Source organism: Natranaerofaba carboxydovora (assembly GCF_022539405.1).
GTDB classification, from domain to species: Bacteria; Bacillota; Natranaerobiia; order Natranaerobiales; family Natranaerofabaceae; genus Natranaerofaba; species Natranaerofaba carboxydovora.
This window is the reverse complement of the sequence record NZ_CP054394.1, coordinates 2,882,297-2,903,662: the sequence shown is the minus strand read 5'-3', so window position 1 is coordinate 2,903,662 and position 21,366 is coordinate 2,882,297. Positions and strand designations below refer to the sequence as shown.

Genomic DNA, 21,366 nt, shown 5'->3' with positions numbered 1-21,366 from the left:
ATAAGATATAGTGTTTTTTATTAATCAAAAACAAAACTTTGTTCATATGACTTTTGCAGTAGAATCAACATTACATTTTCATTTTTTTTGCTTCACAAATCTCGAATATCCCCATGATTATCAAAAAAACCCCGTATAAGCTTTGCAAAAAACCTGGTTCAAGATTCATAGCTAGTAAAGCGCCGCCAATAGCCCCGCCAAGACTACCTATTACAATATAAATGGCCAGTTCTACATTGATATTTCCCTGCTTTAGATGAGTGATTATAGCAACTACAGAAATTGGGAGAAATACCATCAGGCTAATACCCTGGGCTACATGTTGTCTTACTTCCAAGAAAATTACCAAAAATGGTATCAATACTGCTCCCCCTCCAAGGGCTAGGCCTGTAATTATGCCTGTTATAACTCCAATAACATAAATCATATCAGTATTAACCTTATCCCAGTAATAATAATAAAAATAGCAAATAAACTCTTTAATAGGGGGGCAGACAATTTATTCATTAGCCTTGCGCCGATAAAACTGCCAATCATACCACTTAAAATTACTCGCCATGTAAGAGCAAAATCTATTTGTTGGTTTATCCCGTATACAATCGTGCTGGCAATTGCAGTAGGGAGTATTACAAGAATAGTAGTTCCGTGAGCAATATGCTGTTTTGTTTTGCTTATATGTGTAAGGGAAGGGATAAGAAAAGTTCCTCCTCCGACTCCTAAAGTTCCATTTATTAAACCTGCAATTAATCCTAAAAATGTAAATTTGAAATTTTTGATTAATCTCTTTATAATCTCTTTCATGTTACTGGTTGCCTCCTTTCCTTTCTTTAATATATTTCCCTACAGTTAGTTAAGGATACAAGAAACAATACTAAGGAAGAGAAAGAATAAAATTGATTCTACTGCGTAAAACAGATTAATCTTTGAAAAGGAGGAGATTTTTAATATTAATAGAATTTAGTTTTATGAAAATAAAACAACAAAAGAAATTTTCTTTAAATAAACGTATTTGTGTTGCTATGCTTGAATAGATTTATTATAAGTGCTATTCTCTAAATTAGTGGATGAGCCTACGGGTTAAAATATATAAAAAAAGGAGGTTCTAAAATGTCACTAGTAACTGTGACTGAACTTTTGAAAAAAGCAGAAGAGGGGAATTATGCAGTAGGTGCGTTTAATGTTAATAATATGGAGATTATACAGGCTTTGGTCGAATCTGCAACGGAAGAATCTTCGCCACTTATCTTACAGGCAAGTCAGGGAGCAATAAAATATGCTGGGATAGACTACATAGTAGGTCTTGTTGAAACGGCAGCAAAGCAAACTGATATTCCAATTGCACTGCACCTTGACCATGGAACAAGTTTTGATCAGAATATGTTATGTATTCGTAAAGGTTTTAGCTCTGTTATGTATGATGGTTCAGAAGAACCTCTTGAAGAAAATATCAAAAAAACAGCAGAAGTTGTAAGAATTGCTCACGCTGTAGGTGTATCTGTTGAAGGTGAACTGGGAAGAATTGCAGGTACAGAAGACAATATTAACGTAGAAGAAGAGGATGCGTTTTTGACTGATCCTGATGAGGCTAAAACTTTTGTTAAAGAAACAGGGGTTGATGCCCTGGCTGTTGCTATAGGTACAGCTCATGGCCCCTACAAAGGCAAAGAGCCAAAACTCGACTTTGAACGTTTAGAAAAAATTAAAAACCTGACAAACACACCGATAGTATTACATGGTGCATCAGGAGTCCCCGATGAATCTATCAAAAAAGCTATTGACTTAGGTGTTAGAAAGATAAATATAGACACAAATATTCGCCAAGCTTTCACCAAAGGGGTTAGAGAGCTTCTTGGTGAAAAGCCAGATGAGTATGATCCAAGAAAAATTCTTCGCCCGGCTAAAGAAGAAATGAAAGAAGTAATAAAAGAAAAAATAAGACTTTTTGGCTGTGCGGGCAAAGCCTAGCTTTGTTAAAAGGTTTTAATTTAAGGGAGGCTTGGAATTGTGCGTTTTTTTATAGATACTGCTAGTTTTGATAATATAAAAGAAATTTCATCCTGGGGGATTATCGAAGGTGTTACTACGAATCCTTCTTTGGTATCAAAGGAAAACTTAAGTCTTCAGGAAATAGTTAAGAAAATCACTTCAATAATTGATGGCCCGGTAAGTGCAGAAGTTATTGCAACTGACTATGATAATATGCTAAAAGAAGCCAGGGAGCTTCACTCTATTGCTTCAAACGTAGTAGTTAAAATCCCGTTGATTGAAGATGGCCTAAAAGCAGCTAGCACATTAAAGAAAGAAGGGATTAAGACCAACCTTACTCTTGTTTTTTCAGTGAACCAGGCACTGCTTGCTGCTAAAGCAGGGGCGACTTATGTTAGTCCATTTGTAGGTCGCTTGGATGACATCGGGGTTGATGGCATGAAGATTGCTGGGGATATTGTAGAAGCGTTTGATTATTATGATTTAGATTCAGAAGTTATTGCTGCAAGTATAAGAAATCCAGCACATGTGGAAGAGGCAATTAAAAGAAAATGCCATGTAGCTACAGTTCCATATGATGTGCTAAAGAAAATGGTGGAACATCCCCTGACAGATATTGGCATTCAGAAATTTTTAGATGACTGGAATAAGAAAAATTGATCATTATAAATTTCCTAGGAAATAAAAAGGGGGCCTTGATTTAAAATGGAAAGAGTACTTTCCCTGGAGTTTGCCAGGGTGACAGAAGCTGCTTCTATGTCTGCTGCAGAATATATGGGTAAAGGCGATAAAGAAGGTGCTGATCAGGCAGCGGTGGATGCTATGAGAAGAGCTTTTGATACGGTTAAGATAGACGGGAAAGTGGTTATAGGTGAAGGGGAGAAGGATGAAGCCCCGATGCTTTATATTGGAGAAGAAGTTGGAGAAGGTGGAGACAAGGTAGATATTGCTGTAGATCCAGTAGAGGGGACTAATTTAATCGCCAAAGGCCTTCCAAATGCCCTCGCTGTTATTGCAGTTGGCGCAAGAGGTGCTCTTTTACATGCACCTGACATTTATATGGACAAAATTGCTGTTGGAAAAGAAGCTAAAGGAAAGGTTAGCCTTGATGCGTCAGTCAAGGAAAATTTAAACGCAGTTGCAAAAGCCAACGGGAAAAAACTCTCAGAGGTAGTAGCGATTGTTCTTGACAGGCCTAGACATGAACATATAATAAAAGAGATTAGGGAAGCAGGAGCAAGGATCAAACTTATAAGTGATGGTGATGTATCTGCTGCTATAGCCGCTGCTATCCCTGATACAGGGATTGATATTTTGTTTGGGATAGGTGGTGCCCCTGAAGGAGTACTTGCTGCTGCTGCTCTTTCGTGTGTAGATGGAGAGATGCAGGCAAGGCTTAAGCCAAAAGATGAAAAACAAGAAAATAAAGCAAAAGAGATGGGCTTAGATGTTGACAAGTTTTTGGATATGGAAGATCTAGTTAGTGGGGATGATCTTATGTTTGCAGCTACAGGCATAACCGATGGTGATCTTTTAAGAGGTGTTAGGTATGAAGGGAATTATAAAGCTAGAACTCATTCTCTTGTCATGAGAAAGAAAACAGGAACTATGAGGTATGTAAGTGCTATACATAGCCTTGACAAAAAGCCTCAGTATATTATGGGCAGTGAATAAAACTCACTGCCCCGTACTATAAGCCTCACATTTACTTCACATTTACTTCTTTTTTTGGTAGCTTCTTAGTTTACATTCCAGGATTATTGTGTGATAAATTTCCTTTTTTAGATCAGAATGCTTGAAATTTTTTTATTATTAGGAAGGGAGGTGCGACCTGGTTATAGCTATTTAAATTTTAGAAACCAGGTGAGCATTTTATGGAGATGAAAGAACTAGAACAGAAAAACTTATCAGAACTTCAAAAAATTGCAGCAGAACATGATGTGAAAAACTATACAAAACTGAAAAAATGTGACCTTATCTTTAAAATTATTGAAAAAGATATTGAGGATGATGGATACCAGTTTGCCAATGGTGTCCTTGAAGTGATGCCAGATGGTTATGGTTTTTTAAGGCAGGAGGATTTTTTCTCTAGTGGTGATGATATCTATATTTCTGCTTCACAAATTCGGCGCTTTGGTCTTCGTACCGGTGACTTGGTTGCAGGTAAGGTAAGGCCTCCAAAAGATTCGGAAAGATATAAGGCATTATTACATGTCTTTTCAGTAAACTCAAGGCCTCCTGAAGAAGCTTCTACTAGAGACTCATTTTCATCTTTAACACCTATACATCCAGATTCTAGGTTAAAGTTAGAAGTGAGTCAAAATCTATATCCTCCAAGGATTATAGATCTTTTTGCCCCAATTGGGAAAGGGCAGAGGGGAATGATAGTAAGTCCGCCCAAAGCTGGGAAAACTATATTATTAAAGCAGCTTGCTAACTGTATTGCACAGAATCATCCGGAAGTTGAAATTATAATATTATTAATAGATGAGCGCCCAGAAGAAGTGACAGATATTGAAAGAGCAGCTCATGGTCAGGTTTTAAGTTCCACATTTGATAACTATCCGGAAAATCATATTAAGCTAGCAGAGCTTGTTCTTGAAAGGGCTCAGAGATTAGTTGAGCACAAAAAAGATGTAGTCATACTCTTAGACTCAATGACAAGACTTGCAAGGGCGTATAATTTAGTAATACCTCCAAGCGGTAGGACTCTTTCTGGAGGGATTGATCCGGCAGCTCTATACAAACCCAAAAAATTCTTTGGGGCTGCAAGAAATATTGAAGAAGGTGGAAGTTTAACAATACTTTCCACTGCTTTGGTAGAGACAGGTAGTAAAATGGATGATGTAATTTATGAAGAATTTAAAGGTACAGGGAACATGGAGCTTCATTTGAGCAGAAAGCTTGCTGACAGAAGAATCTTCCCTGCGATCGATATATTTAGATCAGGTACGAGAAGAGAAGAGCTGTTAATAGATAGTGATAATTTAGAGTTATTATGGAGCCTTAGAAAGGCTATGAATGATACCTCGTCAGAAAACTTTATCGAGTCAGTGGTAGAAAAACTTAAAACGACTGAAAGCAATGAAGTATTTTTAAAGAAAATGTACAGTTTTTGAATGTGAAAAGTTTCTGAGTGTGCTATTGCCATTTAAATTATATTATGGTATTATTAGCTTTGCCAACTTTTGAGGATTTTGAAGGAGAGGTGAAAATTAATGAAAGCAGAAATACAACCTAAATATGAAGTGACGACTATAAAGTGTGCCTGTGGTGCTAGCTTTGAAACAGGCTCTACTAAAGAGAGTTTGCGTGTAGAAATTTGTTCCAACTGCCACCCATTCTTTACTGGCAAACAAAAATTTGTTGATAGTGGCGGTCGAGTTGAGAAATTTAAGAGAAAATATGGGCTTGAATAGAGAATTTATTTATGGCAGGGCCGCTATGCTCTGCTATTTTTGTAGGGGAGGTCTTTTAAATTGGGCAAAGATCCAATAGGAGGTCAAGCAGTTATTGAAGGTGTAATGATGCGCGACAAGGGAAAAGTTTGTGTAGCCGTTAGAAAGCCTGGTGAAGATATTTCTCTTAAATTTGAAGAGGTGAATTCACTCAGCAGTAGGATCCCCATGTTGAAAGCTCCTGTTTTAAGAGGCATTGTAGCTTTCTTTGAGTCCCTTGTTCTTGGGATTAAGACTCTAACCTATTCGGCCAATGAAGCTCTTGACGAAGACGAAGAGGAGCTAACTAACTTTCAGCTATTTTTGACCATTGCTTTTGCTTTGACAATGGGTATCGGCCTGTTCTTTTTTCTCCCTACATTTTTAATGGGATTTGCCTCTAACTCAATTGGGGTTCCCTTTTATATAAATTTGGGAGAAGGTGTTGTAAGGGTTAGTATCTTTTTGATATATGTTCTTGCAATTTCACGTATTGAAGACATTCAACGAGTGTTCCAATATCACGGAGCTGAGCATAAAGTAATTCACTGCCATGAAGCAAACAAAGAACTAACTCCCGAAAATGCCAAAGATTTTAGCCCATTACATCCCAGGTGTGGCACAAGCTTTTTATTGATAGTTATGATGGTAAGCATAATTCTATTTTCCTTTTTTGGCTGGCCAAACCTTTTAGCCAGATTTGGCATTAGGCTTTTGATACTGCCGATAGTGGCTGGTCTGTCATATGAAGTGATTAGGTTTGCTGGAAGGAAAAATAATTTTATTACACGCCTGATATCGTATCCAGGGTTATTTTTGCAGAAGCTTACTACTAGAGAACCAGATAAACAGCAGTTAGAAGTTGCTATTAGAGCTTTAGAAACTATCGAAGAAAAAAAGCAGACTTAAGAAATTAAAGTATTTAGAATTTAATTTTGATAAATCAGGTTAAATTGGAATTTTTGTGAGGTGTAAAGATGTTTGATAAGCTAGAATCACTTGAAAATAGATTTAAAGAATTAGAAAAGTTAATGTCAGACCCTGAGATCATTAATGATCAGGGAACGTTTAAAGAATATTCAAAGGAATATTCTTCTCTAAAAGATATAATAGAAAAATACAATGAATATAAAAAAGTCAAAGAAGACGTAGAAGATGCCAGGGAACTTCTTGATGAGGAAGCTGACGATGAGATGAAAGAATCTTTCAAGCAGGAGGTAGAGGAGCTTGAAGATAAAAAAGCATCTTTAGAAGAAGAAATAAAGATGCTGATGGTACCTAAAGATCCAAATGATGACAAAAACGTTTTTGTTGAAATTAGGGCAGGAACAGGTGGTGATGAGGCTGCCTTATTTGCAGGTGATCTTTTTAGGATGTACTCTAAATATGCAGAGCTAAACAACTGGAAGGTAGAGATCGTTGATTCACACCAAACCGATATGAAAGGCTTTAAAGAAGTGGTGTTTTTTGTAAAAGGGAAAGGTGCTTTTTCAAAATTAAAATATGAAAGTGGTGTTCACAGGGTACAGAGAATCCCTTCAACTGAATCAGGAGGAAGGATTCATACCTCTACTGCTACTGTTGCAGTGTTACCTGAAGCAGAAGATGTAGACGTCGAGATTGAACAGAAAGACCTGCGTATAGATACTTTTTGTTCTACTGGTCCGGGAGGGCAAAGTGTTAATACTACTCAGTCTGCCGTAAGAATAACCCACGAACCCACAGGAATAGTGGTTAGCTGTCAGGATGAAAAATCCCAGCACAAAAATAAAGCAAAGGCGATGCGGGTTCTTAAGGCAAGGCTACTTGATAAATATCAACAAGAAAAAGAAGAAGAAGAAGCTGAGGCCAGAAAAAGCCAGGTTGGAAGCGGGGACAGAAGTGAAAGAATTAGAACTTATAACTTCCCGCAGGGCCGTGTGACTGATCATAGGATAAACCTGACCCTTCATAAATTAGAACATATACTTGAAGGCGAGATTGAAGAGCTTATTGAGAAGTTAGTTATGTATGAGAAGGCCGAGCTTTTACAGGAAGTAGAATAGAAGAAGAGTAAAAATTGTAGGGAGATATAATTGAAGATGAGCTTAACTATAGAGAAGGCCCGGCAATGGGCCTATAATTATTTTAAGGAAAAAAATAAAATAAATGATATATATTCTGAGGTCGATTATATTTTAGCATATGTTCTAAATTTTGACAGGGCAATAATTTATACCTATCCAGAATACGAATTGACAAATTCTAAAGCACAGGAATTTGAGCAGTTGATTAAAAAAAGAGCTGAAGGTGTTCCGTATCACTATTTGACCGGGGAAAAGGAGTTTATGGGCTTTATGTTTAGTGTTGATGAAAATGTATTGGTTCCCCGTCCTGAAACAGAACTCCTTGTTGAAGAGTGTTTAAAATCAATCGATGAGCTAAATGAAAAATATTCTCCTCCGTTATTTGTTTTAGAACCTTTTACAGGTAGTGGAGCTATAGGTCTATCCCTTGCGATGTTGCAAGATGGATTAAAAATATATGCCAGTGATGTTTCAGAAGAAGTATTAAATGTTGCCAGGAAAAACAAAAATAAGCTGCAATTAAGTGACGAAAAGATAGTATTTAAGAAAAGCGATATTTTTTCTTCCTTTCCCCAAAATAAAGGTTTTCATCTAATAGTAGCAAATCCACCATATATACCTACTTCTGAGATGAAAAATCTATCAGATGAAGTAAATAAAGAACCAAAAATTGCACTAGATGGTGGGGAAGATGGCTTATATTACTATAAAAAAATAAAAGAAGAATATAAAAAATACTTAACTTCAGATGGTGTTATGTTGTTAGAAATAGGGGAAAGTCAAAAAGAACAGGTTTTAGAACTTTTTTTGGAAGAAGAAAATACCTGTATTATAAGAGATTTAGCTAATCGTCCTAGAATTATAAAAGTTAAAATATGAGATTAAAAATAATTAATAAAAAGCTCTTGCGATACGTTGGTAACATGCCCGTTCTTAAGAACACCAACAATTAACATGAAATATATAAAGCTTAAAAAAAGAAGCGGTATCCGCTTCTTTTTTTTTATGAAATATTTTTTCCTGTTGAGGTCATTGTAAACTTTCCATGTTTTACACCTTTTACTGTGGTCATCTGCTCTACCATTTCCTGAGCCCTCTTTGCTTTTCCTTTAACTACAAGAACCTCTAGACAGTTATCATGATCTAGGTGTATATGCATTGTGGATAAGATCATATCATGATAATCATGCTGCAGAGCTACTAGATGGTTGGTTAGCCCCTTAACATGATGGTCATATACTAGTGTGACAGTTCCTGCTACTTCCTCCCTGTCGTCTGTCCATTCCTTTTCAATTAAGTGTTCCCTTATAAGGTCCCTTATAGCCTCACTTCTATTAGGATATCCCTTCCTATTTATTACTTTATCAAATTCCACGAGAAGTGTTTCCGGTATAGATATCCCAAACCTCGTTAGCTTTGCCATGTGTATTCTCCCTTCGAATAATATAGTCGTCCCTATTATATCAAATTAATTCTATTAAAAAAATTTACAATTTAATGTCTAAATCATTTAACATTTGGCAATACTTCACAATAGAAGGAAATTGAAGGAAGGAAAGGAGGGGAGAAAAATTAAACTAAAAAAAGTTACCATTAGTGGTGTAAATAGCTTTAAACTACCGGTTTTGGATTCTAAAGAACAAGAAGAACTCTTTTGGCGCTACAAGAATGGAGATGAAAAAGCTAAAACAACAATTATACAGGGGAATTTAAGGCTGGTACTAAGTGTTTTAAAAAAATTTAAGAATCGTAATGAAAATATGGACGACCTTTTTCAAGTTGGTTGTATAGGATTATTAAAAGCGGTTAATAACTTTGACCCGACACATAATGTCAAGTTTTCTACTTATGCGGTTCCAATGATAATCGGTGAGATAAAAAGATATTTAAGGGATAATAACTCAATAAGAATAAGCCGTTCGTTAAAAAACTTAGGTCAAGATATAACAAGGGCCAAAGAAAAATTGTCTAAAGATAAAGAAAAAGAGCCTACCCTTGAAGAGATTGCAGATGAACTATCTATCTCTTCTGAAGAAGTTGTACTGGCTATGAATGCTAACAATACACCTATGAGTTTGCACGAACCGGTTTTCTCAGATAGTACTGAGCCTTTACTTGTTCTCGACCAAATTCAAGATGAAAAAGAGACCTTTGATTCCTGGATTGAAAATTTGGCACTGAAGGAAGCTTTAGACAAGCTGCCAGAAAAAAAGAGAGAGCTTTTGATACTGAGGTTTTTCCAGGGCAAAACTCAGGAGGAAGTTTCTAGTGAATTAAATATTTCCCAGGCTCAGGTATCAAGACTTGAAAAAACATCTTTGAAAGCTTTGAAAAAATCTTTAGCAGAGAAGCAGGGGGAGAGCGTAGATGGGTCGAATATTGAATAAAATAAAAGGACAAAAGTATAATATAAAATGTTTTTTTGTACTTCTAGGTGTTATAAGTTTGGTTATAGGAGTATACCAGTGTATATATTCTGAGGTAGCTTCTAATCCTTATTTATTTGCTTCTCATAATCAAATTAATGAAACTTCAGATGAAGGAGTATATAGTGCACTAAGGGATGAAAATATTATCCGGCTTCACGTTCTTGCAAACAGTGATAGCAGCGAAGATCAAAAATTAAAACTCGATATAAGAGATTTAATTACAGAAAAATTAGATGGTGAGTTAGATAATATTGATGATGTAGAAAAAGCTGAAAAGAAACTTCATACTAAAAAGTTTGAAATATCCAGTGAAATAGAAGATTTTTTAGACAAAAAAGGTTACAATTATGAAGTAGAAACAAAAGTTAAAGAAGAATATTTCCCTACAAGGCGTTACTATAATGGAGTTTTAGAAGGGGACAAATACATTTCGTTTAATGTAGTAATTGGTGAAGGTCAAGGGGAAAATTGGTGGTGTGTTTTATTTCCTCCTTTATGTTACGTTGACTTGGCTGTAAGAGATGATTTTCATGATGAAAGCAAAAAAGAATTAGAAGAAGGAAAATCGCAAGATGATGAAGTTGAAGAGAAAGAAGTTAAAACTGAAGCAGATAAACAAATAAAGTTCTTTATCTTCGAATGGCTGAATAATTTATTGTAAATTGGATAATTACTCATGTTGCTAATGTCCTAAGTTTAAATTATAATCAAAATGTAGCAAATATTGTTGGATTTTGCGGGAGGTCTTATCTTGGATTTATTCACCCAGATAATAACTGGTGTACTTGGAGGCCTGGGCCTTTTCATTTATGGTATACACATAATGGCAGAAGGCATGCAAAAGGCTGCTGGGGACAAGCTTAGGAACATTTTAGAAGTTTTGACGATAAACCCCTTTGTAGCAATGCTAACCGGCATAGGTTTGACAGTTTTGGTGCAAAGTAGTAGTACAAGTACTGTAATGGTGGTTAGTTTTGTTAATGCCGGGCTTATTGGACTCGGCCAGGCAGTGGGAACGATTTTTGGTGCTAATATAGGTACGACTATTACAGCACAGGTGGTTTCCTTTGATCTTGGCAAATTTGCTTTGCCTGCAATTGCAGTAGGCATGGCTTTCTTTATGTTTTCAAAAAGAAGGGTTAAGAAAAACATAGGGAAGGCAACCTTGGGCTTTGGTATACTATTTTTGGGTATGACCCTTCTTAGCGATTCAATGGCACCTTTAAGTGAAGAACCACTTTTTTTAAACTTATTAGAACGTTTTGGTGAAATTCCAATATTAGGAGTTTTGGCCGGGGCGGTTTTTACTGTCATGGTCCAGTCAAGTAGTGCTGCTTCAGGTGTAATAATTGCTCTTACCCTTCAAGGGCTTTTGGATTTTGAGTCGGGCCTTGCGCTTATTATGGGTACCAACATAGGGACTTGTGCAACAACTTTGATTGCTGGAATTGGTGCTAACTTAAGCGCCAAAAGAACAGCCACAGCTCATATAACATTTAATTTAATTGGAACGCTTTTTTTCTTGTTGATTTTGCCAGTGTTTTCAGATTTGGTTCAGATGACTGCAGATACTGTGCCCAGACAGGTGGCTAACGCACATACCATTTTTAACCTTGGAGCGGCATTGATATTTTTACCTTTTACAAGTCAATTTGCCAGGCTGATGAAAAAACTTGTTCCAGGTGAAGAGCTAAATATAGAACATGGCAGTAAATATCTTGATAAAAGGGTCCTTGGAACACCTACTGTAGCTATTGCAAATGCTAGAAATGAAGTTGTGAGAATGGCAAAGATTGCAGGAGAAATGGTAGAGGAGGCTTTTGATGCTTTCGTGACTTCTGATGGCAAAAAAATGCAGTCTGTTCAGCAAAAAGAAACTATAGTGGACCAATTAGAAAAAGAAATCACCGTATACCTTTCTGAGATTTCCCATAATGCCTTGACTGTTAGTCAATCAAGACAGCTTACAAGCCTTATGAATGCTGTTAATGATATAGAAAGGGTAGGGGATCACAGTGAAAACTTAATTGGTCTTGCCCAGAACAGAATAGAAGACAACCTGCCCTTTACAGATACTGCCATAGAAGAGCTTCAAGAGTTTTTCGAAAAAGTGCACAAAATGTATATAGAGACAGTAGAAGCGCTTGAAAATAATGATGCGGACAAAGCAAGAGAAATGATCGAGTATGATGATGTAATTGATGAAATGGAAAAAATAATGAGAAAGCATCATATCACAAGGTTAAATGAAAAGCGCTGCCATCCATCATCAGGAGTAATTTACCTTGATATATTAAGCAACTTTGAACGTATCGGGGATCATTCAACAAATTTATGTCATGTAGTTTTAGGAGAAGACTAAATACTAGTCGGGGTGATTATAATGAACAAGAAAGACCAAAGTGAAAAAATTAATGCTTATAAGGATAAGTTTAAAGATTATAAGCTTACCCCCCAACGTAAGCGAATACTTGGTATTTTTTTAGAAAATGAAGACGCTCATCTAAGCGCTGAAGAGGTTTTTAAGTTAATCCAAGATAAAAAAGAAGATATCGGCCTTGCGACAGTTTATAGGACACTAGATCTATTAGATGAATTGGGAGTGCTTCACAAGTTAAACTTTGGAGATGGCAGAAGTCGCTTTGAGCTTAACAAATCCGAAAAAAGCCACCACCATCATCATCTGATATGTGTTAAATGTCATAAAATAATCGAAGTAAAAGACGACCTTCTGCAAAAACTAGAAGCTACAATAGAAGATGAACACAGCTTTGAAATATTAGATCATAGGGTCAAATTTTACGGTTACTGCCCTGAATGCAATGACTAAAGTTATATACAACTAGACTTTTTGCATCAGAATCAATACTAATCCAAAAGATTATTTTTTTGACTTAAAAATTCTTTATTTATTATGTTATAAACTTCCTTTAATGGGATGTTTTCTTTTTTGGCTAGCTTAAGAGCTGACTCATATTCGACAGTCCAATTGTATACTTCTTTTCCTTTGTAACCGACTTTTATGGATGCTTTGCCTATAGACGTGTCAAAATCAATATTTATTCTATTTAACCTTTCTCTTTTAGCAGTATAACTTCTTACACCTAAAGTGGTAGTGTTTTTTAAAATAATTTCTTTCAATAAGTTTATTTTGTCAGGGAAAGATATGATAGAAATCTTCGTTGCCGGTCTATTTTTTTTCATTTGTACAGGTGTAAAATATACATCTAGAGCACCTTTTTTAAAAGACAAGTCCATCAGATGGCTATAGTGTTCTGGAATCATATCATCAATATTTGCCTCAATAATTGAGATATATTCCTCATTCGAATCTTTATCCACCTCTTTAACGTTTTTTTTATTCCCTATATTTAATTCCCCCTTTATTAATCTTAGTAAATTTGGATGCTCTAGTTCACTATTTCCAGCGCCATAACCTATCTCATTTATGACCATATCCGGAAGATAATCAAAGGACGAACAAAGGGTAGAAAGAATAGCTATCCCGGTAGGGGTGGTAAGTTCTTTGTTTATTCCCTCAGAATATACGGGTATGTCTTTTGCAAGCTCTATTGTGGCAGGTGCAGGGACAGGGATTTTTCCGTGCTCGCAGTTGACAAATCCCCTACCAAGATGAACGGGGGAGGAGTAAATTTTGTCAACACCTATAAGTTCAATACCTATTACAGCACCTACAATATCAATTATTGAATCTAAGGCGCCCACCTCGTGAAAATGAATATTTTCTTTTGTAGTATTATGTATCTTTGCTTCAGCTGCTGCTAACTTTTCAAATACTTCACAAGCAGTATTCTTAATTTCATTACTCAAGGTACTTTCATTAATTAGCTTTTTTATATCTTTTAAATGCCTTTTTTTATTGTTATTTGTGCTATCTTTGCTTATTTCAATATCCACTTTAGTTCCGCTTATACCTTTCTTGACTACTTTTTCACTTTTAATCTCATAACCTGACAAATTTAGTTTTGATAGTTCATTTTGCATATCATCTAAGTTAACACCTAAATCTATGAGGCTTCCAAGAATCATATCTCCGGAAATTCCTGAGAAACAGTCAAAATATAATATCTGCAATTTAAACATTGCCTCCTTGTAATTTGTGCTATAATTACCATAAACAAATAATTTAAAAAACACTATATTTATGTGAATAGACTTTTTGAAGTAGTATCAAGGTTTTTTGGTCTAAGCTTTAGAAGGAATTAATTTAATTATATAGAAAGCTATCCTCACACATATTATATATTATAAAGGAAAATGCCAATTGTTTAAACTTGGAGGCTAAAAAATGAATAAAATAATTTCAACCAAATTATATGAAGTAGATCCACAAAACCCAGACAAAAAACTAATTAAACAAGCGGCCAAAGAATTAGCTGACAATAACACAGTGGTATTCCCCACGGAGACGGTGTATGGACTTGGTGCCAATGGTCTAAGTGATACAGCAATAGACAAAATCTTTAAAGCAAAAAAAAGGCCCCAGGATAATCCTTTGATTTTACATATATCAGACCTTCAAGATCTAGACAGGCTGTGCGAAATTAACAAGGATATATATAAGTTGGCAGGGCATTTTTGGCCCGGGCCTTTAACCATAATATTAAAAAAGAAAAAAACGGTGCCAACTTCGGTGTCTGCTGGGCTTGATACGGTGGCGGTCAGAATGCCTTCGCACCCTGTGGCGCTTCAATTGATCAAAGAAGCAGAAGTTCCAGTTGCTGCGCCTAGTGCTAACCTTTCAGGTAAACCGAGCCCTACAAGGGCCAAGCATGTTATCCATGACCTGTGGGGAAGGGTTAATGTAATTATTGATGCGGGCCCTACTGGTGTAGGGGTGGAGTCAACTGTTTTGGATATGTCTTCTCATCCTTATAGAGTGCTTCGCCCCGGTGGAATAACTCCAAAAGATTTGGAAAGAGTGCTTGGTGGGAAAGTGAAGTTATATGTATCAAATAACAACAAACCGTCCTCGCCTGGTTTGAAATATAAACACTACGCTCCTAATGCTCAATTACTGTTGGTCGAAGGGGAAAACAAAGAAGAGATTGTACTAAAAATTAAAACCTTAGGGGAAGATTATCAAAGTAGAGGATTAAAAGTTGGGATACTGATAACTGATGAGATGCTAGATTATTTAATAAACAAATCCTGTGAGAATAATGGGTATAGTAATTTTTATAAGATTTTGACTCTTGGCCCTGAAAATGATTTGGATATAGTTGCAAGGAATTTATATAGTAAATTAAGGGAAATGGATGAGTCAGAAGTAGATATTATAATAGCCCGGGGGTTTGAGGAAAAAGGTATGGGGATAGCCATAGCAAACAGACTTAGTAAAGCTGCAGGAAATAATATTATTAAAATTTAAAACCTAAAAGATAAGGATTTGAAATAATTTGAAGTTTAAAGAAGTTCTTAAGAAAGGGGAACCACCCAATGAAACCAAATGATAAGTTGAATATATTATTTGTTTGTACTGGCAACACTTGTCGAAGCTGTATAGCAGAAGATATTTTTAGAAGAAAAATAGACGAGTTAGGAATAAAAGAAAATTTTAAGGTTTTTTCAGCGGGTATATTTGCTTTTGAGGGAAGTAGTGCTTCAGAGCAGGCAAAAGAAGTTGTAGAAAAAAACGGAGGGGATTTATCTTCGCATGCTTCAAGGCAGTTAAAACCTGATATGATAGAGAAAGCAGACTATGTTTTCACCATGACTCTTTCACACAAAGAAGGTGTTATCCAAATGATGCCTGAAGCCTCAGACAAAATATATACATTAAAAGAATTTGTAGAGGAAGAGTCAGCTGATTTAGACATTGTTGACCCATTCGGCAAAGCTATAGAGATTTATGAAAAAACTTATAAAGAAATTGAAAGTGCAATCGAGAAATTATTGGAACTTATTATAAAAAACTAATAATTGATTTTAGTGCAAAAAGTATGATAGCGAGCTAAGAAAAATTCTGGAAGGGATTGATAAGGAATATGGATAAAGAATCAGTCGTAGGTGTTGCTAGTGATCATGGTGGCTATGAACTAAAAGAAGAAATATATCAGTACTTATTAGACCAAGGTTATCAAGTTGTTAATCTTGGCTGTTTTGATGAAAGTTCAGTTGATTATCCTGACTATGCACTCAAATTAGGCGAAAGCTTAAAAGAAGGAGAAATTGACCGTGGGATTTTGGTATGTGGCACAGGGATAGGCATTTCAATTGCTGCCAACAAAATTCCTGGTATAAGGGCTGCACAATGTCATGATATATACACTGCCCAGATGGCAAGAGAACATAATGATGCTAATGTACTTGCCTTAGGAGGGAGAATAACGGGGAAAAATACATCATTAAGAATCGTAGACATATTTATGTCTACAAAATTTGGCGAAGGGCGTCATAAGAAGCGCGTAGAGAAGATAAGCGAGATTGAACAAAAATACAAAAAAAGTTAAAATAACATAATAGGATGTTACAAAAACTAATTACAATACTTCTAAAGAGGTGATAAGGTATTAAGGCTGAAACTGAAAATCTTAAAAGTAATTTTAATAAAGGTTTAAAGGAAGTTGACCCGGATATAGCGTCTATAATCAATGACGAGCTAAACAGGCAAAATGAAGGACTTGAGTTAATTGCATCTGAGAACTTAGTTACTAGAGCGATAATGGAAGCACAAGGATCTGTTTTAACTAATAAGTATGCAGAAGGTTATCCGGGGAACAGGTACTATGGTGGCTGTGAGTATGTAGACAAAATTGAAGAGCTAGCAATTAACAGGGGTAAAGAACTGTTTGATGCAGAGCATGTTAATGTACAACCCCATTCAGGTGCTTCTGCTAATATGGCAGTTTATTTAAGTGTATTAGAGCCAGGAGATACAGTTCTTGGTATGAAGCTTGCTCATGGAGGACATTTAACCCACGGAAGTGCTGTTAACATGTCAGGTAAGATGTTTGAATTTCATCATTATGGTGTTAAAGAAAATGGGTTACTAGATTATGACGAAATAGAAAAAACTGCCAAAGAAGTAAAGCCTAAAATGGTGGTTGCAGGTGCGAGTGCTTATCCTAGAAAAATTGACTTTGAACGTTTGTCAAAAATAGCAAAAGATGTGGGTGCTTATCTATTAGTAGATATGGCTCATATTGCTGGTCTTGTTGCAACAGGGCTTCATCCAAATCCAATTCCACATGCTGATTTTGTAACTACAACTACACATAAAACTTTACGCGGACCACGTGGTGGAATGATCTTTTGTAAAGAAGAGTATAAACAAATAATAGACAAGGCTATATTTCCAGGTCTTCAAGGAGGACCTTTGATGCATGTTATAGCTGCAAAAGCGATAGCTCTTAAAGAAGCTTTGACAGATGATTTTTCAAAATACCAGGAACAGGTTGTTAAAAACTCAAGAGCGCTTGCCAAAAAGCTTAATGAACTTGGTTATGACCTTCTATCTGGAGGAACGGATAACCATATGGTGCTTGTGGACTTAAGGAAAAAAGGCCTGACAGGAAAAGAAGCAGAAGAGCTGCTTGATGAAGTAGAGATTACTGTTAATAAAAATGCTATCCCAAACGATCCCGAAGGACCAATTGTAACAAGTGGCCTTAGATTAGGTGCTCCTGCTGTTACTTCTAGAGGATTTAAAGAAAAAGAAATGGAAGAAGTAGCTGTAATGATTGACGAAATTGTCAAGGGTAGGGGAGATAAAGAAGTTCAAGATAAGGTTAGAGGACAGGTGAAAGATTTAGTTAAGAGATTTCCTTTGTATCAATAAGCTGTAAGCTATATTAAACAAATATAAAATAATTGTAAAAAGCAAATTGAGATAGGGGAGTAGAAAATTTTGAGACCTAGTTGGCAGGACTACTTTATGGAGATAGCTAAAACAGTAAAAACAAGATCCACTTGTCTTAGAAGACAAGTGGGTTCGGTTTTAGTGAGAGATAAAAGGATACTTGCTACCGGTTATAACGGGGCGCCGCAGGGAATTTGCCACTGCGATAAAAAGGGTTGTAAAAGAGAAGAGTTAAATATACCTTCGGGAGAACGCCATGAAATTTGTAGGGGACTTCATGCAGAACAAAATGCAATTATCCAGGCTGCTCTCCACGGTGTTTCAACACAGGGCTCTGTACTGTATACTACCAGTCAGCCCTGTTCTCTTTGTGCTAAGATGATTATTAATGCCGACATAAAGAGAGTTGTATTTGATGGGTATTATCCAGATGAACTATCTGCTGAAATACTAAATGAAGCAGATGTTGAGCTAATACTTTATTCTAAATAGATATGTTTGATTCTGGTGCAAAAAGTCGTATGAACAGATGTATCAATTAAAAACACTTAGCTTATGTGAATAGACTTTTTGCACCGGAATCATGCTTAGATACGTTATTATAGGAGGAATAAAATTTGGCCAATAAGCCCTTGAAGGTCCTTTCAATATTTGGAACACGACCTGAAGCAATTAAAATGGCGCCATTAGTTAAAGAATTAGAGAAGGAGCCTGTTTTGGAGAGTGTAGTAGCTGTTAGCGCCCAACATAGGGAGATGCTCTCTCAGGTTCTAGGCCTGTTTGATATTACCCCTGATTATAATTTGGATATTATGAAAGACAGGCAGACCCTTTCGGATATAACGACATCTGTTTTAAATGGGTTGGATACAGTTATAAAAAAAGAAAACCCAGACTTAGCTCTTGTTCATGGAGATACAACAACCACTTTTGTTGGGGCTCTTTCTGCCTTTTATAATAAAACAAGTGTTGGGCATGTAGAGGCAGGGCTTAGAACAGGAGATAGATATACTCCTTTTCCTGAAGAGATGAACAGACGCCTTGTAAGTGAAATTAGTGAGTTGAACTTTGCTCCCACTCGGGGGACTTTAGAAAATTTGCTAAACGAAGGCATAAAAAGGGATAATATTTTTGTGACGGGCAATACGGTTATAGATGCTATTAAAACTTCTGTAGCGGATGAGTATTTGTTTAAAAATAATGAAATAAACTGTATTTTAGAGGATCCAATTGTAAAAAATAAGAAAGTGATAGTTATAGAAGCTCATAGGCGGGAAAACTGGGGTAAGCCTATGGAAGAGATATGCTTGGCCGTTAAAGAACTTGTTAACAAGTATGAAGATTTTGTAGTTGTTTTTCCTGTACATCCAAACCCTGCTGTGAAAGAAACTGTAGATAGAGTTTTGAAAAATCTACCAAGGGTTTTTCTCATAAGCCCTCTAGACATGAGAGATTTTCACAACCTTTTAAACAAAAGCTATTTAATATTAACAGACTCAGGAGGTATTCAAGAGGAAGCACCTTCTCTTGGTGTTCCTGTAGTTGTTTTACGTGAAAAAACTGAACGTCCAGAAGCCCTGAAAGCTGGGACAGTAATTCTTGCTGGCACAGATAAAGAAAAAATACTATCAACTACTGAAAAACTGATTAACGATAGAGAGTATTATGAAAGGATAAGTAAAGTTGAAAACCCATATGGGGACGGGAAGGCGTCTAAGCGAATTATAGAGGCAATAAAATTTTATTTTGAGATTACTAATAAAGAGCCGCCTGAATGGTTGTAAAGAATTTTCTAAACATTTTTGTGTTTTAGGAAGGAATATTTAATTAAAAAAAGAATACATTTTCTTGAGAGTTTCTAATGAGAGTACTAAGAGGGATCTTAAAGGAGGGAATAATTGTGCCTCAGGAAGTTTATATAGTAGGAGCGAAAAGAACACCAGTAGGAGCTTACGGTCAGAGTTTGTCTTCAGTTCCAGCAACTAGATTAGGAGAACTTGCTATCAGAGAAGCTTTGAAAGATGCTGGTGTATCCTCTAGTGAAGTTGAAGAAACTGTACTTGGCTGTGTACTGCAGGCTGGGCTTGGACAAAATCCTGCTAGAAAAGCCGCTATAGATGCTGATATTCCAGTAGAATCACCGGCGACAACCTTAAACAAAGTTTGTGGCTCCGGGTTACATACTATAAACCTTGCTGCTCAATCAATAATGATAGGGCATAAGGATTTGGTTGTAGCTGGTGGTATGGAAAATATGTCTAGAGCACCTTACGTTTTGGATGGTATGCGCTGGGGTCAAAGAATGGGACATGGTAAAGCAAAAGACTCTATGATAAATGAAGGTTTATGGTGCGCTATGGAAGATTATCATATGGGCGTTACAGCAGAGAATTTGGCTGAGAAGTATAACATCTCAAGAGAAGAACAGGATGAGTTTTCTGCTAAAAGTCAACAAAAAGCTACCGAAGCAATTGAAAAAGGACTGTTTGAGAAAGAGACTTTTCCGGTTGAATTAAAAGACAAAAAAGGAAATGTTAGTTATTTTGATACTGATGAGTTTCCCAGAAAAGATGTAACAAAAGACAAACTAGGAAAACTTCCGCCTGCATTTAAGAAAGAAGGAACTGTTACAGCTGGGAACGCTTCAGGAATTAATGACGGAGCTGCAGTTGTCATTTTAGCATCTAAAGAAAAAGTTGATGAGCTAGGCCTTGAACCAATTGCAAAAATTGTTTCTTTTGGTTCTGGAGGAGTAGAGCCAAAACATATGGGCCTTGGACCAGTTCCTTCTGTTGGTAAAGCTTTAAAAGCCGCAGACTTAGAGCTTTCTGATATTAACGTGCTGGAGTTAAACGAGGCTTTTGCAGCCCAGGCTTTAGCAGTGATGAAAGAACTAAACCCTGACCCTGAAAAAGTTAACTTACGTGGTGGAGCGATAGCCATAGGCCATCCTATCGGGGCAAGTGGAGCGAGGATTTTTGTAACGCTTTTACATGCATTACAGGATAACGGTGGAGGTTATGGTCTGGCATCTCTCTGTATTGGTGGAGGCCAGGGAGAAGCGACTATTGTAAAAACTTTGTAAACTATAATAGCGTGCATTTATAAAGTTTTACGAAGATAAATGCACGCTATAAATATTGTTAACCCTGTCCAGAGTTAAATATTTTGATAATTTAGCAAATTTAGAATATTCGAAAAACGCCAAACCTTTTTATTCTTATGATATTCTTCATGAAAAAAGGAATAAAATATATCATGTCGAACAAACCCCTTATGAAATTTAAAGTTGGTAGCTTGAAACTTTTAAAAGATTTTTCGATTTATTTGAAAACTACTAAAAGTTTAGTTAAAATTAATGCTGTATGTTACATATTTTATTTGGTGGTTTTAAAGTAGGTGAAATTATAGATTGAGAAACCTTAAGTATTTAGCCCTTCTGGGGCAAGTAGGCATTGTTATGATCACTCCTATTCTAGGGGGTATACTGCTTGGGAGGTATCTAGTTACACAACTTGACTTTTGGCAACCCATTCCAGTAGTATTAGCAGTGCTGGGGGTGATTGTTGGTTTTTATAATGCTTTTCGCCTCTTGATGAAATAATTAATTTTTCAAGGGTTAGGGG

At 36.2% G+C, this 21,366-nt stretch carries 24 protein-coding genes; 20 read left to right on the top strand and 4 right to left on the bottom strand.

Features of this window, described 5'->3' with window-relative positions:
* Positions 1-70: 70 nt before the first annotated feature.
* On the bottom strand, positions 71-427 hold the full coding sequence (locus ACONDI_RS13750; protein WP_241079115.1) for a sulfite exporter TauE/SafE family protein: 357 nt from the start codon (positions 425-427) through the stop codon (positions 71-73).
* Positions 424-801: a sulfite exporter TauE/SafE family protein gene (locus ACONDI_RS13745; protein WP_241079114.1), complete on the bottom strand. Its 378-nt coding sequence runs from the start codon at positions 799-801 to the stop codon at positions 424-426. The genes ACONDI_RS13750 and ACONDI_RS13745 overlap by 4 nt, the downstream gene beginning before the upstream one ends.
* A gap of 306 nt (positions 802-1,107) precedes the next feature.
* On the opposite strand from ACONDI_RS13745, the gene ACONDI_RS13740 reads away from it, so the two are divergent.
* The 8 genes from ACONDI_RS13740 to prmC all read left to right on the top strand — a co-directional run bounded on the left by ACONDI_RS13740 (position 1,108) and on the right by prmC (position 8,368).
* The gene (locus ACONDI_RS13740) at positions 1,108-1,965 is read left to right on the top strand and encodes a class II fructose-1,6-bisphosphate aldolase (protein ID WP_241079113.1); all 858 of its coding nucleotides are present in this window, start codon (positions 1,108-1,110) and stop codon (positions 1,963-1,965) included.
* A 39-nt stretch (positions 1,966-2,004) separates the two neighbouring features.
* A complete protein-coding gene (gene fsa / locus ACONDI_RS13735; RefSeq protein WP_241079112.1) occupies positions 2,005-2,646 on the top strand; it encodes a fructose-6-phosphate aldolase in 642 nt (213 codons plus the stop codon).
* Between the two features lie 45 nt (positions 2,647-2,691).
* Entirely contained in the window at positions 2,692-3,660 is a 969-nt protein-coding gene (gene glpX / locus ACONDI_RS13730) for a class II fructose-bisphosphatase (RefSeq protein ID WP_241079111.1), read from the top strand.
* Positions 3,661-3,860: 200 nt separating this feature from the next.
* Positions 3,861-5,105, top strand: coding sequence for a transcription termination factor Rho (gene rho / locus ACONDI_RS13725; protein ID WP_241079110.1), 1,245 nt, complete (start codon positions 3,861-3,863; stop codon positions 5,103-5,105).
* Between the two features lie 99 nt (positions 5,106-5,204).
* On the top strand, positions 5,205-5,405 hold the full coding sequence (gene rpmE, locus ACONDI_RS13720; protein WP_241079109.1) for a 50S ribosomal protein L31: 201 nt from the start codon (positions 5,205-5,207) through the stop codon (positions 5,403-5,405).
* 60 nt (positions 5,406-5,465) lie between these two features.
* Positions 5,466-6,332, top strand: a complete 867-nt coding sequence (locus tag ACONDI_RS13715; protein WP_241079108.1) for a DUF1385 domain-containing protein — start codon at positions 5,466-5,468, stop codon at positions 6,330-6,332.
* 68 nt (positions 6,333-6,400) lie between these two features.
* Entirely contained in the window at positions 6,401-7,468 is a 1,068-nt protein-coding gene (prfA, locus tag ACONDI_RS13710; protein WP_241079107.1) for a peptide chain release factor 1, read from the top strand.
* Between the two features lie 36 nt (positions 7,469-7,504).
* Positions 7,505-8,368: a peptide chain release factor N(5)-glutamine methyltransferase gene (prmC, locus tag ACONDI_RS13705; protein ID WP_241079106.1), complete on the top strand. Its 864-nt coding sequence runs from the start codon at positions 7,505-7,507 to the stop codon at positions 8,366-8,368.
* Between the two features lie 124 nt (positions 8,369-8,492).
* On the opposite strand, the gene nikR is transcribed toward prmC, so the two are convergent.
* Positions 8,493-8,912 carry a nickel-responsive transcriptional regulator NikR gene (gene nikR / locus ACONDI_RS13700; RefSeq protein WP_241079105.1) on the bottom strand — a complete coding sequence of 140 codons (420 nt, stop codon included), beginning with the start codon at positions 8,910-8,912 and terminating at the stop codon, positions 8,493-8,495.
* A gap of 148 nt (positions 8,913-9,060) precedes the next feature.
* Here nikR and sigG point away from each other — a divergent pair, with 148 nt between their 5' ends.
* The 4 genes from sigG (at position 9,061) to ACONDI_RS13680 (ending at position 12,748) form a co-directional block, all read left to right on the top strand.
* A complete protein-coding gene (gene sigG, locus ACONDI_RS13695; RefSeq protein WP_338086505.1) occupies positions 9,061-9,876 on the top strand; it encodes an RNA polymerase sporulation sigma factor SigG in 816 nt (271 codons plus the stop codon).
* Positions 9,857-10,579: a stage II sporulation protein R gene (gene spoIIR / locus ACONDI_RS13690; protein ID WP_241079103.1), complete on the top strand. Its 723-nt coding sequence runs from the start codon at positions 9,857-9,859 to the stop codon at positions 10,577-10,579. The genes sigG and spoIIR overlap by 20 nt, the downstream gene beginning before the upstream one ends.
* A 90-nt stretch (positions 10,580-10,669) precedes the next feature.
* Complete coding sequence (locus ACONDI_RS13685; protein ID WP_241079102.1) at positions 10,670-12,280, top strand: Na/Pi cotransporter family protein; 1,611 nt, start codon at positions 10,670-10,672, stop codon at positions 12,278-12,280.
* Between the two features lie 21 nt (positions 12,281-12,301).
* Positions 12,302-12,748, top strand: a complete 447-nt coding sequence (locus ACONDI_RS13680) for a Fur family transcriptional regulator (protein WP_241079101.1) — start codon at positions 12,302-12,304, stop codon at positions 12,746-12,748.
* Positions 12,749-12,786: 38 nt separating this feature from the next.
* Here the strand turns inward: ACONDI_RS13680 and larC are convergent, their stop codons facing one another.
* Entirely contained in the window at positions 12,787-14,013 is a 1,227-nt protein-coding gene (larC, locus tag ACONDI_RS13675) for a nickel pincer cofactor biosynthesis protein LarC (protein WP_241079100.1), read from the bottom strand.
* 214 nt (positions 14,014-14,227) lie between these two features.
* Here larC and ACONDI_RS13670 point away from each other — a divergent pair, with 214 nt between their 5' ends.
* From ACONDI_RS13670 to ACONDI_RS15875, 8 genes are all read left to right on the top strand, one after another.
* Positions 14,228-15,310 (top strand): L-threonylcarbamoyladenylate synthase, encoded by a 1,083-nt coding sequence (locus ACONDI_RS13670; protein WP_241079099.1) that lies wholly within the window; start codon positions 14,228-14,230, stop codon positions 15,308-15,310.
* 68 nt (positions 15,311-15,378) lie between these two features.
* Entirely contained in the window at positions 15,379-15,858 is a 480-nt protein-coding gene (locus ACONDI_RS13665; RefSeq protein ID WP_241079098.1) for a low molecular weight protein arginine phosphatase, read from the top strand.
* 68 nt (positions 15,859-15,926) lie between these two features.
* Positions 15,927-16,391, top strand: coding sequence for a ribose 5-phosphate isomerase B (rpiB, locus tag ACONDI_RS13660; protein WP_241079097.1), 465 nt, complete (start codon positions 15,927-15,929; stop codon positions 16,389-16,391).
* A gap of 59 nt (positions 16,392-16,450) precedes the next feature.
* Positions 16,451-17,719 (top strand): serine hydroxymethyltransferase, encoded by a 1,269-nt coding sequence (locus ACONDI_RS13655; RefSeq protein WP_277397859.1) that lies wholly within the window; start codon positions 16,451-16,453, stop codon positions 17,717-17,719.
* Between the two features lie 69 nt (positions 17,720-17,788).
* Positions 17,789-18,232, top strand: coding sequence for a deoxycytidylate deaminase (locus ACONDI_RS13650; RefSeq protein ID WP_277397783.1), 444 nt, complete (start codon positions 17,789-17,791; stop codon positions 18,230-18,232).
* Positions 18,233-18,357: 125 nt separating this feature from the next.
* Complete coding sequence (gene wecB, locus ACONDI_RS13645) at positions 18,358-19,524, top strand: non-hydrolyzing UDP-N-acetylglucosamine 2-epimerase (protein WP_277397782.1); 1,167 nt, start codon at positions 18,358-18,360, stop codon at positions 19,522-19,524.
* Between the two features lie 77 nt (positions 19,525-19,601).
* Positions 19,602-20,825 (top strand): acetyl-CoA C-acetyltransferase, encoded by a 1,224-nt coding sequence (locus ACONDI_RS13640; RefSeq protein WP_420848150.1) that lies wholly within the window; start codon positions 19,602-19,604, stop codon positions 20,823-20,825.
* Positions 20,826-21,152: 327 nt separating this feature from the next.
* Positions 21,153-21,344, top strand: coding sequence for an AtpZ/AtpI family protein (locus ACONDI_RS15875; RefSeq protein WP_420848149.1), 192 nt, complete (start codon positions 21,153-21,155; stop codon positions 21,342-21,344).
* Positions 21,345-21,366 lie beyond the last annotated feature (22 nt).